A 15,896-nucleotide genomic window follows, 5' to 3' on the forward strand; every position below is an offset into this window, starting at 1 on the left:
TATCAGTCGGTGGCGACCGTGCGCATCACCGTGTCTCGCGGCAGGTCAAACGCCTCCACCACTTGCACCACCAGGCCCAGTTCCTGGTTAAGCGCCTCGCGCTCCATGCGCTGGCGAATCACGCCGACCACCAGTACCGCCAAGGTGGTGATCGAATACGCCGGGCCGGAAAACGCTCGCACCCCGCTGAACAGCAGCATCGCCGCAGCCAGCGCCTGGCCCACCACCGGAATCGCCGTGGCCGCACCGCGTCGCAGGATAAACCCGGTCAGCCCGGCCAACGCCGTGCCGCTCAGGGCGGTGGTGGCCGAACGGCCCAGATCGAACCGGTTGAACAGCCCCTGCTCTTTTTGTGCCGCCGCCTTGAGCTCGGCCTCGAACGCTTGGCGATCAGCGCGACTGAGTTTGTCCTTGTACTGCTCGATCAGTGTTTCTGCGACCTGCCCTTCGATCTCGGCAAGCGCCACGTGCTCAAGTGGTTGATCGAATTTGATACCCAGGCGTTGCGCCACATCCTCGGCAATCTGGCGATAGCCCACGCCATGGCCACGGGCCAAGTTCATAAAGCTATCACCGCCCATGCGCTGCAATTCAATGGCCAGTTTCAACGGCTCACGCACACTGGCATCAATCGCGGCACTGCGCTTTTGCGCCATCAGTTCGGCAAGAAACTTCAGCTCCTCCGGCCGCGCTTGCACCAATGCCGGGTACAGGTCCACGTCCGCTTCGGCAAAACGCACTTCACTGCTGCGCGAGTCCACACGGATCATGCCGCGTCGCTCCTGCAACAAATCGGTGTACTGCACCACCGTCTTCAACTGCGGCCAATAGGCGGCATGATCGAAGCTGGCCAGGTGCACATTGGTGACCTTGGCCTTGAGGGCCGGCGTTACGTCAATCGCATAGCGGCCGATGCAACGCTCGGTATCGGGTTTCATGGCCAGCGCCCAGTCCTTGCTGGAATGGCAGTTGATGAGCCGCCCCTTGAGCGGCGCCGACACTTCGTCCCACGGGCTCGAAGTACAGATCGCGCCGCCCATCAACAACAAGTTATTCAACGGCAATTCGCGAGCGATCTCGGGGCTGGCCAGCAGGCTCTTGACCAGAATGCGTGCGCCCAGGGAATGGCCGATCAGGTTGATGCGCCGCACCGGCAAAGACTGGTTGTGCAGGTAGCCGGCCAGTTCGGGCAACAAGGTCTTGGCGACTTCATCCACCCGTGCCTCGACGCTTTTGTAATGGTCGAGAAAATAGGCAATGGCCTTGCCCACGCCCACCGTCGCCGCGCCCAGGCCGCCACCGCCGAGCAGCGAGGCGAGCACGTCCTTGAACGGTGCAAACAGGTTTTCAAGAAAATGCCCCGCCGGCCAGAACAGCATCAAGTTGGTCGAGCCTTCGATACCCGCCAACTGCTGCTTGAAATTGCCCAGTTGCTGGCGGTTGAAGAACGCCGAGTAACCGTGGACATAGAGATTGAGCACATCCCCCTGGGGCTCGCCACACAGGACGAACGTGGGCTTGCGAGTGCGGTGCATTTCATCCCACTGGTGTTGCATAGGGCGGCGACTCCGGGTGACGGGATGGCGATAGTAACAAACAGAGCCGATCAGCAAGGTGAATCCTGACCGACATTCGCACAAGCGCCTTGCCAAAACACTGTTCAACCAAGACCAAACGCTGTGCGACTGCTTAAACTGTCTGGGGGGCATGGTAAAACAGCGCCCTGCCCCTTTACCGGAGACCACCGCCATGACGTCCAAACTTGAACAACTCAAGCCATTTACCAGGGGCATGGGTGCAAACTTGCGCACCTTGAGCCAGATCGAGCAACTGGCCAGCGTATGACCCTACTCTCCCCATTGGCCCAACCGCGCACCTTGGTGTTCCTGACGTATCCGCAGATGGGTTTGCTCGACCTGACCGGCGCGCAGACGGTGTTCTGGGCTGCCACCAAGGCCATGGCCGAGCGCGGTTTGCAAGGTTATGTGTTGCATAACGCCAGTCTGGCGGGCGGGTTGATGCCAACCGCCGAAGGCTTGAGCGTCGACACCGTGGCTTTGGCGCAGTTGGACCCAGCCACCATCGACACCCTGGTGGTACCCGGCGCGCCCGCCATTGAACAAGCCATGCTGGACAACACTGCCCTGGTGGACTGGTTGCGCAACGCCTCCGGTCAGGCGCGACGTACCGCTTCGGTGTGCAGCGGCACGTTTTTGCTGGCGCTGGCCGGCTTGCTGGAGGGGCGCCGCGCGGCGACGCATTGGGCCATGTGCGAGCTGCTCAAGCAACGCTTCCCTAGCATCGAGGTGGACGTGGACGCGATCTTCGTACAGCAAGGCCAGGTGTGGACGTCGGCGGGCGTCAGCGCCGGGATCGACCTGGCGCTCGCGCTGGTAGAGGCCGATTGCGGGCGCGAGGTAGCGTTGCAAGTGGCACGCGAATTGGTGGTGTTCCTCAAGCGCCCCGGTGGCCAGGCGCAGTTCAGCCAAGTACTGCAAGCGCAAACCGCCGACAGCGCCGGCTTTGATGCGCTGCATGCCTGGATCAGCGACAACCTGCGCGACAGCGACCTCAGCGTCGAGCGCCTGGCCGCGCAAAGCCATATGAGCCCACGCAATTTTGCCCGGGTCTATAAGCAAAAAACCGGTCGCACCCCGGCCAAGGCCATCGAACTGTTTCGCATGGAAGCGGCGCGCCGCATGCTTGAAGACTCCCAGCGCAGCATCGAGCAGATCGCCGGGCTGTGCGGGTTTGGCGACGAAGAACGCATGCGCTGCACCTTCCACCGCCAGTTGGCCATCTCACCCCGCGACTACCGCGAGCGCTTTTCCCGCTAGGCCAACTGAGCTGGCAGTCATCCAGGGTTATATGTCCTTTCGGACAGACCCTGCTGCTTTTACAGTGATCCGGCAATGCCTTGCGGCTTACCTGGTCTCTGGAGCAACCCATGAAACAACACATTCTGATCATCGGCGCCGGGTTCGGTGGCGTGTGGAGCGCCTTGAGCGCGGCTCGGCTGCTAGACAAGCACGACCGCAACGATGTGCGCATCAGCCTGCTCGCCCCCCAAGCGCAACTGCGTATTCGCCCACGGTTCTACGAGCCCGATGTGCATACCATGCTGGCCCCGCTTGATGCGCTGTTCGACGCCGTGGGCGTGACCTTTGTGCAAGGCGCCGCCGACAGCATCGACGCCACTAATAAGCAAGTGACCTACCGCAACGCGGGCGGCATCGCGGCCACCCTCAACTACGACCGCCTGGTAGTGGCCGCCGGCAGCCGCTTGAACCGCCCAGACATGGACGGCATCGCGCACGTGTTCGATGTGGATCAAATCGAAGACGCCGCGCGCCTTGAGGCCCATATCAAGGCCCTCAAAAACCTGCCAGACAGCCCGGCCCGCAATACCGTGGTGGTGGCCGGCGGCGGCTTTACCGGTATCGAGACCGCCACTGAAATGCCAGCGCGCCTGCGTGCGGCGCTGGGTGAGACGGCCAACATCCGTGTGATCGTGGTCGACCGCGGGCCGCAGATTGCCGCGTCGATGGGCGACGGCATACGCCCCTCGATCATCGACGCCAGCCAGGCACTGGGGCTTGAATGGGTACTGAACACCTCGGTCGCCTCGGTGGATGCCGGCGGCGTGACCCTGGCGGATGGGCAACGGATTGAATCGAGCACCGTGATCTGGACCATCGGCTTTCGCGCCAACCCGCTGACCGAACAGGTTGAGGGCACCCGCGATCCCCAGGGCCGCCTGCACGTGGACGCCAACCTCAAGGTCAAGGGCCAGGCCGCCATCTTCGCCGCTGGCGACGTGGCCTACGCCGCCACAGACGCGCTGGGCAACTTCGCTGCCATGTCCTGCCAGCACGCCATTGCCCTGGGCCGCTACGCCGGCAACAACGTCGCCGCCGATCTGATCGGTGTGGCCCCCATGGCCTACAGCCAACCCAAATACGTCACCTGCCTCGACCTCGGCGCCTGGGGCGCGGTGTACACCGAAGGCTGGGACCGTCAGCTCAAGCTGGTGGGCCAGGAAGCCAAGGAACTCAAACAGCAGATCAATAGCGTGTGGATCTACCCACCGGCGGCGGATAGAGCGGTGGCGCTGGCAGCGGCGGATCCGTTGATTCCGGTGGCGTAGGAAAGTCAGCGAACGCAATGCTCAAGGCAGTGAAGATCAAATGTGGGAGCTGGCTTGCCTGCGAAAGCGATAGTGCAGAAACAGATGCAATGACTGACACACCGCCATCGCAGGCAAGCCAGCTCCCACATTGAGTCTGCATTTATCCGGTGGATACGGGGCGATCAGCTTGGCATCGGGGCACCACCCGGCCCAAACCGCCGAATCGCCAGGCAATACCCCACCAACGCCAGGCCCGCCAGCAAACCGCCCGCCGCGCCGATCCAGGCGAAGCCGAAGTGGCTGCCCACCCAACTGCCCATCAACGCGCCGCCGCCGATACCGATGTTGTAGATCCCGGAAAACATCGCCATGGCCACATCCGTGGCGTCCGGTGCCAGCACCAGCACCTTGGACTGCATGGCCAGGCCAAAGCCCATGATCGCCATGCCCCAGAAAATACTCAGCCCCACCAGGTAAGACTCGGCGCCGCTCAACGGCAGCATCAGCGCCAGGCACGCGGCGAGGATAGACACTGCGCCGATCACGAACAGGTGTGGGTTGAGGCGATGCACCAGGCTGAACAACAACGAGCCGATGATGCCAGCACCACCGAACACCAGCAGGATCAGGGTCACGGCACTGCCGCCCAGGCCGGCGACGCCTTCGACGAAGGGTTCGATGTAGCTGTAGGCGGTGAATTGCGCGGTGACGGTCATTGCGGTCAGCACATAGAGCGCCACCAGCGCAGGACGCTTGAACAGCAGCGGCAGGCTGCGCAGGGAACCGGAGTTCTGGCTGGGCAGCAGCGGCAAGGTGCGCGCCAGCCAGAACACCAGGGCAGCGGCGAACGCGGCGATCACCAGGAAGGTGGTACGCCAGCCCATGGCCTCGCCCAACAGACGGCCCAAGGGAATGCCCAGCACCATCGCCAGCGACGTGCCGGTGGCCAGCAAACCAAGGGCCTGCACCTGCTTGCCTTCTGGCGCCAGGCGTACGGCCAGTGAAGCCGTGATCGACCAGAACAACGCATGGGCCAGGGCAATGCCGACCCGACTGACCATCAGCAAGCCGAAGCTGGTGGCCACGCTGGAGAGAATATGGCTGGCGATAAACAGACCGAACAATACGATCAGCAGCTTGCGCCGTTCGACGTTGCGGGTCAGCAGCATCACCGGCAGCGAGGTCAGCGACACGATCCACGCGTAAATGGTGAGCATCAGGCCGACGCTGGCCACGGGCATGTCGAAGCTGGCACCAATGGCGCTGAGCAGCCCGACGGGGACAAATTCGGTGGTATTGAACACAAACGCGGCCAGCGCGAGGGCGATGACCGGTTGCCAGTTGGCTTGGGGGGTTGCGGCTGAAAGGCTCATTGACGGCGCGGTACTCTGACGATGATCAAGCGGCCACCCAGGACAAGCGCCGCCGCCGAGCATTCTATAGGTTTCTCGCACCGCTGTTGCTGCGGATCGTCGCCCCAGGGTTTATGGCGAGGTCATGGTAATCACATAATTGCCCGACTGAATCAGCTTGCCAGCGCTGTCTACCAGCACGTAACGCTGATCGTAATAGCGCCCCTCGCCGGTGTCCGCCACCAGCCGCACATGGGGTGCGTCGACGCTGACAACCGGCGCGACACTGCGCACCTCGATTCGGCTGCCACGACTGGATTGGGCACAGCCGCGCAGTTCCATTACCGAGCCGCTGCGCGCATTTGTCGCACACCCTGACTCGACAATCGCGCCGCTGAACCTGATGGTGCCCTGCCCCACGGTCTGTGCGGCGCCGCAGGTACTTGCACACAGGCCCAAGAGGCCAGTCATTACCGCTACACGACGAACGTTCATGCCGACACTCCTTCTTGGGTTAGTTAAGAAGTAAGTCGTCGTCACGCCGGTTAACTTGAGCTTATTTACCCGCGAATGAGAGGTGCATCACGGATCCACCTGCCCCATCAATTCAGGAATGCTCTCCGGCCGCTGGGCGTAGCGTTGGGCCAACGCAGCGCACACCATCAACTGGATCTGGTGAAACAGCATCAACGGCAAAATCAACACCCCCATGCTCGCCCCGGCAAACAACACCTGCGCCATCGGTACGCCGGTCGCCAGGCTTTTCTTCGAGCCGCAGAACAGGATGGTGATGCGGTCTTCCTGGTTAAAGCCAAACGCCTTGCCCAGCAGCGTCGACGCCACCAACACCAGGGCCAGCAATACGCAGCAGGCCACCACCAACCCGCCCAATTCCCACAGCGGGATCTGGTGCCAGATGCCCTCATTGACCGCCTCGCTGAAGGCGCCGTAGACCACCAACAGAATCGAGCCCTGATCGACGAATTTCAGCCAGGCTTTGTTACGCCCGACCCAGCCACCGATCCAGCGGCTGGCGACTTGCCCGGCAATGAACGGCAGCAACAACTGCACGCTGATTTTGACAATCGCATCGACTGTGGAGCCGCCATCCCCATGCACGTTGAGCAGCAGCGCTACCAGCAGCGGCGTCAGGAAGATACCGAACAGGCTGGACGCCGCCGCGCTGCAGATGGCCGCCGGAATATTGCCGCGCGCCAGGGAAGTAAAGGCAATCGCCGATTGCACGGTGGCCGGCAAGGCGCAGAGGTAGAGCATGCCCATGTAAAGCTCGTTGCCGATCAACGGCGACAGCACTGGCTTGAGCGCCAGGCCCAGCAACGGAAACAGTACGAAGGTCAGGCTGAACACCAGCAAATGCAAACGCCAGTGGCCGGCACCGGCGACGATAGCCTTGCGCGACAACTTGGCGCCGTGCAGGAAAAACAGCAGCGCGATGGCCAGGTTGGTGACCCAGCCGAACGCCGCGGCGGTCTGGCCGCTGGCGGGCAGCAGTGAGGCGAGGATCACGGTGGCGATCAGGGTGAGGGTGAAGTTGTCGGGGAGAAACCGGGGCCGGGTCATGAGCAATTCTTCCAGGGGTTGCCAAGAGCGTCACGAGGACTCTAACGTAACCGCCTGTTACCGACTAACGCCAATGAGCCAGTAAATGCCGCCTAAAGGACATGAAAAAGCCGTGCGCCGCAGTGTACCTGGGCTTTCCAGCCTGCCGAGGCCGGTGTACGGGCGTACTGAATCCTTGCCCAACCGTGCGCTGACGCGACGCCACAGCCACCCGTGGGTGCAGCTGTCCTACGCAATTTCCGGAGTGCTGGAGATCCAGACCAGCGTTGGCCGTTTCGTCGCACCACCGCAGCGCGCTGTGTGGATTCCGGCCGGCATGCCCCATCGGGTGTTCAGTTCGCCCCATACGGAAATGCGCAGCTTGTACCTTGATTGCAGCGTCACCGCCTGGGCCGCCGAGCGTTGCCAGGTGCTGGAGGTGAGCAGTTTGCTACGCGAGCTGATCCGCAACTTCAGCCAATTGCCGGTGGAATATACCGAGGACGGGCCGGACGGGCGCCTGGCCCAGGTACTGCTCGATCAGCTCGCCGCCGCACCCCAGGTGGATTTGATGTTGCCACTGCCTCACGACCCACGGCTGCGACAGATCTACCGCAGCCTCAACCTGCATCCCGAGCAGCAGACGACGTTGGGCGAGTGGAGCCGCAAGCTGGAGGTGAGTGAAAAGACCCTGAGTCGGGTGTTCCTGAGTGACACCGGGCTGACGTTTCGCGCATGGCGCCAGCGCCTGCGCCTGTTGAGCGCCCTGCCCGCCCTGGAACAAGGCGAGCGGGTGACGGATGTGGCATTGGGGTGTGGCTATGAATCGACCTCAGCCTTTATCAATGCGTTTCGTCAGCAGTTCGATTCCACCCCCGGTGAATTCTTCCGCTGACCCTCCCTCACGACGCAAATAATCCCCAAACCGACGCTCGGCTGGTATTGTGCCGCGCTTTGAAACACAGCAACCGACTGCGAGGAAATGGACGTTGAACACTGACGAAAAAATGACCGGGGACCTGTTCGAGGTTGATAAGCGCCTGTCACTCAAGCCCGTGGTGGACTTCAACGCCTACCTGCGCAGCGCCTTCGGCGACGGCCCTTGCACCTGCGTGCGCTGCACGGCCAACGGTGGTGATGAAAGCGGCTATGAGTTCCAACACACCTTCACCTTCGACGCCAAGCCCCTGCACCGTCGCTTCGCTTCGACGGCGGGCAGTGATGTGTTGATGGCGTTGAAGAAGGCATGGTTGTCGTACACCAAGGCCGAGCTGCCGCTCAGTGGTGTGTTGGCGCTGGATACGGTGAAGGAGTTTGTCGAGCCACAGTTGCACAAACGCCTGGCGCCGCTGTTTGTCGCCAGTGGGTTGGTCAAGGATGTCGACGGCCAATTGCGCATCCAGCCGCAAGCCGCAGCCTGACACCGGCTAATGTGGGAAACACCACTGTCGAAGCAAAGAAGATCCATGTGGGAGCTGGCTTGCCTGCGAAAGCGGTAGTGCAGTCACCGATGCAGTGACTGTCGCACCGCCATCGCAGGCAAGCCAGCTCCCACATTTTTCCGGGTATTGATTTAGAAACCGGGAACGCCTTGTACGCGCAACTCAGGGGTCAGTTCGTCCAGCGGCTCGGTCAGCGGCCGGTCGCTCCCACCCGGCAGCAGGATCACCTTGCGGCATTCCTCCTCGGCTTTATCAAACAGCTCATACCCCCGCGCCGCCTGTTCCAGAGGCAGCCTGTGAGTGATGATCGCCTCCGGGTGCAGATGCCCCAGCTCGATATGCTCCAACAACTCCGGTAAGAACCGCTGCACATGGGTCTGGCCCATCTTGAAGGTCAGGCCCTTGTCGAAGGCATCGCCGAACATGAAGCCATGGATAAACCCGGCATACACCCCGGCGACACTGACCACGCCACCGCGACGCACGGCGGCGATGCACTGGCGCAGGGCCTTGCCGCTGCTACCTTCGATCTTGAGGGCGGTGAGCAGGGTTTCTGTAGTGCTGCCCTTGGCCTCGAAACCCACCGCGTCCACCACGCCATCGACGCCGCGCATGCCGGCAGTTTGGCGGATGATGGTGTCAGCCGGGTCATCGTCTTCTTCGAAATTGATCGGAATCACGCCGTAGGTTTTCTGCGCGTAGGCCAAACGATACGGGTGGTCGTCGACCATGAAGATCTGTTCGGCGCCCAGCATCTGCGCGCATGCCGCACTGAGAAGACCCACGGGCCCGGCGCCATAGATGGCCACGCTGGAGCCTTTGCCGATGCCAGCGTTGGTCACCGCCTGCCAGGCGGTGGGCAGAATATCGGAGAGGAACAGCACCTTCTCATCCGCCAGGGTGCCGGGCACCTTGAACGGCCCGGTATTGGCCTTGGGCACCCGCACCCACTCCGCCTGACCGCCGGGAATACCACCATACAGGCGGCTGTAACCAAACAGCGCGGCACCCGGTGGGATGGCTTTTTTATTCAGGATCGCGCCGCGCCCATCGTTGGTGGTTTCGCAGGCGGCGAATTGCTGGAGCTGACAGAAGAAGCAATCGCCACAGGCAATCACGAACGGAATCACCACACGGTCGCCGGGCTGCACGGCGGTGACGGCCGGGCCGGTTTCTTCGACGATCCCCATGAACTCATGGCCGAAGATATCGCCGTGCTCCACCGTCGGGATCTTGCCCCGGTACAGGTGCAGGTCCGAGCCACAGATTGCGGTGGCGGTGACCCGCAAAATGATGTCGTCGGGTTGTTCAATGATCGGATCGGGCACGGTTTCCACCTGCACCTTGTGTGCGCCCTGGTAAGTCATCGCTCGCATGCTCTGCGCTCCTGCCGTTGAGGGGTTACTCATTAAGGGCAGAGCAGCCCCCTCAGTGTTCCATCAACCTCGATCAAGACCCGATCAATGGTCGCCGCGAGTCTGGGCCAACAGCAGGTCGACTACCCGGCGCAAGCTGGCACGCGTATCGGCGCCGCTCGCCTGGGCCTGGGCCTGCCAGCGCAACTGCTCGGCCGCGCTGTTGCCGCGTCGCAGCAGCGCCTGCAGGGTATCGAACAGCAGCGGCTCGCCCATGGCCTCTGCGGTGGCAGCAAAGGTCTGCCGGGCGCATTGCAACCATTGCTCAGCGCTGCCCAGGGTGCCTGCGTCGTCCAACGCGAAGGTGCCAGCGACCCCATAACGCTTGGCCTGCCAGCGATTTTCCTTGAGCAGCCAGCGCGCCTCGGCACTGAACCCAGCGCCAGGGCGCTGCATCGCGCAGGCATGGGTAACCATCACCCGAAACAGCGTGGCGAGGGCCAAGGCGTCCGCCAGCCGTGGGCAGGCGTCGGTCATGCGCAGTTCCAGGGTGGGGTAACGCGCCGCCGGGCGAATGCCCCACCAGCCATTGCCATCGGCCTTGATCGCGCCGATGCGCTGCAACATGACCAGGTAGCGCTGGTACTCGGCCCAATCGCTGAAGTGTTCCGGCACGCCCATGCGGGGCCACTCGTCGCACGCGGCCTGGCGGTAGCTCATGAAGCCGCTGGGCGCGCCGTCCCAGAAAGGCGATGAGCAACTGAGCAGCAACAACAACGGCAGCCACGGCGACACCTGGTTCATCACCGCGATGCGGTCCAGCGTTTGCGGCACCTGTACATGCACATGCAGCCCGCACAACACACTGCGCCGCGCTACATATTGAATATCGTCGAACAGTTGCCGGAAATGCGCCTGATCGGTCGGCCGTTGCCCACGCCAATCGGCCAGGGGGTGGCTGCCGGCGCACACCACACCGAGGCCGAACTCAGCCAGGGATTGCGCCAGGTTGCCGCGTACTGCCCGCAAGTAATCCGCCGCTTCGGCGCTGGAGGTGAACACCGGAGAGGCCGCCTCGATCTGGCCCTGGAACATCTCAAACGAGAAGCCTGCGCCAATCGCTTCGCGGCAGGCCGCCAGCACCGCCGCCGAGGGCTCGCCGACCATCTGGCGGCTGTGCAGGTCGGTGATGAAGTATTCCTCTTCAATGCCAAAGGTGAGCATCGGGTATTCAGCGCAGTCGGGTGACGGTCAGCGCGACCACGGCAATGCGCTCCACCTGCTCATAGCCTGGTTTTTCCAGTTCTTCACCGAAAACGTCCGGGTCCAGTTCGCGGTAGGTCCAGCCGTAGGCGTCGCTGCCCAGCAGTGGCTTGACCGCCTCCAGAAAAGGGTCGCTGCCGGCCACCATCGCGACTCCGGTATACAGCAGCAAGCTACCGCCCAGGGCCAGGCGCCCTAAGGACTCACTGACGATGCGCAGTGACAACTGCTCCCCCAGTGCGCCACCACCATGACGATAAGCGCGCTGGCGGTCATCTTTCATGTACGGCGGGTTGGCGACGATCAGGTCGAATTCGCCCTCCACACTGGCTAGCACATCACTGTGATAAACGCTGACGTTATTCAGCCCGGCCAGCTCGGCATTCACCGCCGTCATGCGCAGCGCGCGGGGGTTGATGTCCACTGCTAGCACCTGGGCGTCATGCCTGGCTTTAGCAATCACCAGCGCGCCGACACCGGCGCCACAGCCGATGTCCACGGCGCGCTTGAGCGGCTCGAAACGCTGTTGCAGGTAGGCTTCGATTACCTGGGCAAAGCGGTAGCTGTCGGGGCCGAAAAACACCGCGTCCGCCTGGTCGGTGGGATAAGGCGAATGCGCGAACAACAGCTCATCGAGGCTCGACCAACGCACCGCGCTGCGCCATAGCGCGCCGTGTTTTTCGATCACATCCGCTTGTTGCAACTCTTCACGCAGGGCCTCGGGCAACAGGCCTTGATCGAACGGCATCGACCACCCGAACACATCGCGCAGCGTCATTGCCAGAGGCGTCGCCAGCCGCCGGTAAACACGCGCGTGGGTCAAGGGCGTCGGCGTGATAAAGCGATAACCGCCCTCCTTCAACCCCCGGCCCAAATTCAACAAGGCACGGTCAGCCAGTTGTTGCGCAGACATAGGCAGATTCCTTAGCGCAGTCGCGCACGCAGTTGGATAAAGCGGCGGGTGGCATACAGCCCGGCAGGCGTGCAATGGCGACGCGCCGACAGCCACGGGATCAGCGCATTGAGCTGTTGCACATCGGGCAAGTTGCACAACGACTCCGCCAGGGCCTGGGTATCCGGGTCCGCTGGACGATGCTGCTCGCGGGCAAACCGGCTGCCGCGTCCCGGCCGCACGGGCGGCACGCGTTCGCTGGCAACCCATTCACCGGCGATCCAATCATGGATCAGCTGTTTTTCATAACCGCTGAACACCCCGAACATCGCGGCGCCAGCGCCCTCGATTAATTGCCAGAAGCGGCTGTTGGCGGGGTCCTGGTTGTGCTTGATCCAGCCTTTGTCTTCCAGGGCCTTGAGGAACGCGCCGATCTGCCTCGGCTTGGCCAGCCATTGGTTGACGGTCTGGCCTTCGAAGCGGCAATAGTCCGAATGCATATGCTGGCCGAAGGCGCGCTTGCGTTCGAGCATCGCCACCACCTGGTCCTGCAAGTTGAATTGTTTGATCACAGACGTGGTACCCGCCCCTAGATCATTCAGGCGGTAGCCTGCGGCCACCCGGCGATAGAAATCTGCCCTGCCGTCGCCCAGCGGCAACAGGTTCAGCACCGATTGTGCGGCCTTGCACGCGTGGCCACTGCTGGCGTTGTCGATGGTGACATGCAGCGTGAAGTAATAAGGGTCGATACCCAGCTCACTGAGTTCATAGGCGGTGATCAACAGGTGCAGCGGCAGTTGCTCGTAACCCAGGTTGAAGCCAATGACCTCCGGCAGGAACTCGTCGGCGCACACGCCAAGCGCCAGTTGCAGGGCGCCTTGCAGGTAATGGTCATCCTCAAGGCCGGCTTCGCTGTCGGCATCGTGCTCGCTGAGCAACTTGCGGTAGATCACCACATGGTTCTGCGCGGCTTCACCGTCGCCCAATTCTTCCAGGTAAGTGGTGAGCAGGCCGTCAAAGCGCTGGTCTTGCCAATAGCGCAGCAAGCCGTATAGCCAGGCGCCGTCGACCTGTTTGGTCGGCGCCACGCACTGCAGGAAGTACAACGCATGGGCCTTGTTCTGAAAATACCGCCGTGGCCCACCTTGCCGGCGCTGCTCAAGATAGTCGGCATAGGCCTGGGCCACCTCGGCGCAGCGCTGCTCGACCCAGGCCAGCAGCTGTTCAGGCGCTTCTGGCAAGTCGCAGTCGGTTGCCTCTACCAGGGCCAACTGATCCTGCAGGTATTCACGCGCCAGTTCGGCGGCGTCTCGGGTTTCGCCATGCAGCTGTTGGTACACCTGTTGATGGCGGCCCTGGGCCGAATCGGTGAGAGAGGCCGGCTGGCCTGACAGCGCTGTAAGGAGTGTCATGATGGCAGTTTCCGCAAGGTCCGTTACAACGGGCCTCCCACAAGGTGGCCCCGCAAGAGCGCTCACTATCGCGCGCTTCTAAAATGCAGAGCCTCGGGGTGTGCAGAAAATTCAAACGGGGTTGGGGTGGGAGGGATAAGCGGTCGTTTGTCAGGCTCACAAAACCAAAATGCCTGTAGGAGCGAGCTTGCTCGCAAAAAACTCACAGACGCCGCGTTTATTCAGGAAGCACGCGGTATCGTTGACGTTTTTCGCGAGCAAGCTCGCGCCTACAGGGGTTCAGGTGGCGCTGTTACTTACGTGCAGCCTCCCACTGCTTGAGCAGGTCGTTGTAGTTCACGGTTTCGCCCTTGGGCTTCTCGTTGGCCAGTTTCGGCTTCGGCGCACCCGGTTGGTCGAACCAGTATTGCGCGTCACGCTCGGGGTTCATTTTCGGGCCGCACACCGGTTGCACCTTGGAGCGTTCCAGGCGCGTCATGATCGCATCCTGCTCCTTGGCCAGGTTGTCCAGCGCCTGTTGCGGGGTTTTCTCGCCGCTGGCCGCTGCGGCGATGTTGCTCCACCACAGTTGCGCCAGGCGCGGGTAGTCCGGCACGTTGGTGCCCGTCGGGGACCACTCGGTGCGGGCCGGGCTGCGGTAGAACTCCACCAGCCCCCCGAGTTTGGGCGCCATGTCGGTCATGGCCTGGGAGTTGATATCGGACTCACGAATCGGCGTCAGGCCAACGATGGTTTTCTTCAGCGACACGGTTTTTGAGGTCACGAATTGCGCGTAGAGCCAGGCCGCGAGTTTCTGCTTCTCGGGGGTGGACTTGAGGAAGGTCCAGGAGCCTACGTCCTGATAGCCCTTCTTCATGCCCTTTTCCCAATACGGGCCAACCGGCGACGGTGCCATGCGCCACTTTGGCGTACCGTCGGCATTCACCACCGGCAGGCCCGGCTTGACCATGTCGGCGGTAAACGCGGTGTACCAGAAGATCTGCTGGGCGATATTGCCCTGGGACGGCACTGGGCCGGATTCGGAGAAGGTCATGCCCGCCGCTTCCGGTGGCGCGTAGGCTTTCATCCAGTCCACGTATTTCTGCGTGGCGAATACCGCCGCCGGGCCGTTGGTGTCGCCGCCGCGGGTGACGCTGGAGCCCACCGGGTGGCAGTCCTCTACACGGATGCCCCACTCGTCCACCGGCAAACCGTTGGGCAAGCCTTTGTCGCCGCCGCCGGCCATGGAGAACCAGGCATCGGTGAAACGCCAGCCCAGGGACGGGTCTTTCTTGCCGTAGTCCATGTGCCCATAAATGCGCTTGCCGTCGATTTCCTTGACGTCTTCGCTGAAGAACTTGGCGATGTCTTCATAAGCCGACCAGTTCACCGGCACGCCCAGGTCGTAGCCGTATTTCTCTTTGAACTTGGCCTTCAGTTCCGGCCGCTCGAACCAGTCGGCGCGGAACCAATAGAGGTTGGCAAACTGCTGGTCGGGCAACTGGTAGATCTTGCCGTCCGGCGCGGTGGTGAAAGACAGGCCTATAAAGTCTTTGAGGTCCAAGGTGGGCGAGGTGAAGTCCTTGCCTTCGTTGGCCATCAAGTCGGTGATGGATTCGGTCTTGCCATAGCGAAAGTGCGTACCGATCAAGTCGGAATCGTTGACCCAGCCGTCATAGATGTTCTTGTCGGATTGCATCTGGGTTTGCAGTTTCTCCACCACGTCGCCTTCCTGCAGCAGGTCGTGGGTCAGCTTGATGCCGGTGATTTCACTGAAGGCCTTGGCCAGCACCTTGGATTCGTACTCGTGGGTGGTGAGGGTTTCCGACACCACGTTGATCTTCATCCCACGGAACGGCTCCGACGCCTTGATAAACCACTTCAACTCCTCCAGCTGCTGGGCTTCGGTAAGGGTCGAGGGTTTGAATTCGCTGCCGATCCATTTTTTCGCGGCATCTTCATACGCATCGGCCCAGGCCGAAGCGCTCAAACCACTGAGGGCCAGTACGGCGGCCAATGAAATGCTATGTCGCAGCTTATTGTTTTTATTCAACATAGAGACCTCCAGGTTAATTTCAAACGGGGCTTGTAGGAGCGAGCTTGCTGTGGCGAGGGAGCTTGCTCCCGCTGGAGTGCGCAGCACTCCCAAACCGATAACCGACTCGGATATCCATTTGGGGGCCGCTTCGCAGCCCAGCGGGAGCAAGCTCCCTCGCCACACAAGCCCGTGCACACCTAGCCCCAACGCATCACACTCAACAGCCATACCAGGGAGAGCGCGGACGCCACCCAGATGCTCCAGTCGGTAACGCCGATCACCAGCAAATGCAGGTAGGCGCTGCCGAGAAGACCGATAAACAAGCGATCGCCACGGGTGGTGCTGATCGGCAGCAAACCGCGCCGCGGGATGCTTGGCGAACGCAATTCCCAGGTCGTCATGCCCGCCAGAATCAGGGCGATGCCGCCAAAGAACAACGCAGTGGGAGTGGTCCAGGCCATCCATTCCATCATC

The 15,896-nt window shown here is 62.1% G+C and carries 14 protein-coding genes; 4 read left to right on the forward strand and 10 right to left on the reverse strand.

Annotated elements, in window-relative coordinates:
* Positions 1-2: 2 nt before the first annotated feature.
* Entirely contained in the window at positions 3-1,556 is a 1,554-nt protein-coding gene (locus ODQ19_RS11305; RefSeq protein ID WP_330210073.1) for a DUF726 domain-containing protein, read from the reverse strand.
* A 285-nt stretch (positions 1,557-1,841) separates the two neighbouring features.
* Here ODQ19_RS11305 and ODQ19_RS11310 point away from each other — a divergent pair, with 285 nt between their 5' ends.
* Complete coding sequence (locus ODQ19_RS11310) at positions 1,842-2,837, forward strand: GlxA family transcriptional regulator (RefSeq protein ID WP_032902879.1); 996 nt, start codon at positions 1,842-1,844, stop codon at positions 2,835-2,837.
* Between the two features lie 110 nt (positions 2,838-2,947).
* Positions 2,948-4,147, forward strand: a complete 1,200-nt coding sequence (locus tag ODQ19_RS11315) for an NAD(P)/FAD-dependent oxidoreductase (RefSeq protein ID WP_330210074.1) — start codon at positions 2,948-2,950, stop codon at positions 4,145-4,147.
* A gap of 164 nt (positions 4,148-4,311) precedes the next feature.
* Here ODQ19_RS11315 and ODQ19_RS11320 read toward each other — a convergent pair whose 3' ends face one another.
* The 3 genes from ODQ19_RS11320 to ODQ19_RS11330 form a co-directional block, all read right to left on the reverse strand.
* Positions 4,312-5,502: a sugar transporter gene (locus ODQ19_RS11320; RefSeq protein ID WP_330210075.1), complete on the reverse strand. Its 1,191-nt coding sequence runs from the start codon at positions 5,500-5,502 to the stop codon at positions 4,312-4,314.
* Between the two features lie 111 nt (positions 5,503-5,613).
* Complete coding sequence (locus tag ODQ19_RS11325; protein WP_330210076.1) at positions 5,614-5,976, reverse strand: type 1 fimbrial protein; 363 nt, start codon at positions 5,974-5,976, stop codon at positions 5,614-5,616.
* A gap of 87 nt (positions 5,977-6,063) precedes the next feature.
* A complete protein-coding gene (locus tag ODQ19_RS11330; protein WP_330210077.1) occupies positions 6,064-7,062 on the reverse strand; it encodes a bile acid:sodium symporter family protein in 999 nt (332 codons plus the stop codon).
* A gap of 85 nt (positions 7,063-7,147) precedes the next feature.
* On the opposite strand from ODQ19_RS11330, the gene ODQ19_RS11335 reads away from it, so the two are divergent.
* Both ODQ19_RS11335 and ODQ19_RS11340 read left to right on the forward strand, forming a co-directional pair.
* Positions 7,148-7,936 carry an AraC family transcriptional regulator gene (locus ODQ19_RS11335; RefSeq protein WP_014718855.1) on the forward strand — a complete coding sequence of 263 codons (789 nt, stop codon included), beginning with the start codon at positions 7,148-7,150 and terminating at the stop codon, positions 7,934-7,936.
* A 94-nt stretch (positions 7,937-8,030) separates the two neighbouring features.
* A complete protein-coding gene (locus tag ODQ19_RS11340) occupies positions 8,031-8,462 on the forward strand; it encodes a hypothetical protein (RefSeq protein ID WP_330210078.1) in 432 nt (143 codons plus the stop codon).
* Positions 8,463-8,614: 152 nt separating this feature from the next.
* On the opposite strand, the gene ODQ19_RS11345 is transcribed toward ODQ19_RS11340, so the two are convergent.
* From ODQ19_RS11345 to ODQ19_RS11370, 6 genes are all read right to left on the reverse strand, one after another.
* On the reverse strand, positions 8,615-9,859 hold the full coding sequence (locus tag ODQ19_RS11345; RefSeq protein ID WP_330210079.1) for a zinc-dependent alcohol dehydrogenase: 1,245 nt from the start codon (positions 9,857-9,859) through the stop codon (positions 8,615-8,617).
* 84 nt (positions 9,860-9,943) lie between these two features.
* On the reverse strand, positions 9,944-11,062 hold the full coding sequence (locus ODQ19_RS11350; RefSeq protein ID WP_330210080.1) for a carboxylate-amine ligase: 1,119 nt from the start codon (positions 11,060-11,062) through the stop codon (positions 9,944-9,946).
* Positions 11,063-11,069: 7 nt separating this feature from the next.
* Positions 11,070-12,014, reverse strand: a complete 945-nt coding sequence (locus ODQ19_RS11355; protein ID WP_330210081.1) for a class I SAM-dependent methyltransferase — start codon at positions 12,012-12,014, stop codon at positions 11,070-11,072.
* A gap of 11 nt (positions 12,015-12,025) precedes the next feature.
* Positions 12,026-13,405, reverse strand: coding sequence for an iron-containing redox enzyme family protein (locus ODQ19_RS11360; RefSeq protein ID WP_330210082.1), 1,380 nt, complete (start codon positions 13,403-13,405; stop codon positions 12,026-12,028).
* 292 nt (positions 13,406-13,697) lie between these two features.
* Positions 13,698-15,440 carry an ABC transporter substrate-binding protein gene (locus tag ODQ19_RS11365; RefSeq protein WP_003192009.1) on the reverse strand — a complete coding sequence of 581 codons (1,743 nt, stop codon included), beginning with the start codon at positions 15,438-15,440 and terminating at the stop codon, positions 13,698-13,700.
* 179 nt (positions 15,441-15,619) lie between these two features.
* Positions 15,620-15,892, reverse strand: a complete 273-nt coding sequence (locus ODQ19_RS11370; RefSeq protein ID WP_014718862.1) for a DUF2160 domain-containing protein — start codon at positions 15,890-15,892, stop codon at positions 15,620-15,622.
* Positions 15,893-15,896 lie beyond the last annotated feature (4 nt).

Source organism: Pseudomonas sp. AM4(2022), assembly GCF_036346515.1.
Classification (GTDB): Bacteria; Pseudomonadota; Gammaproteobacteria; order Pseudomonadales; family Pseudomonadaceae; genus Aquipseudomonas; species Aquipseudomonas paracarnis.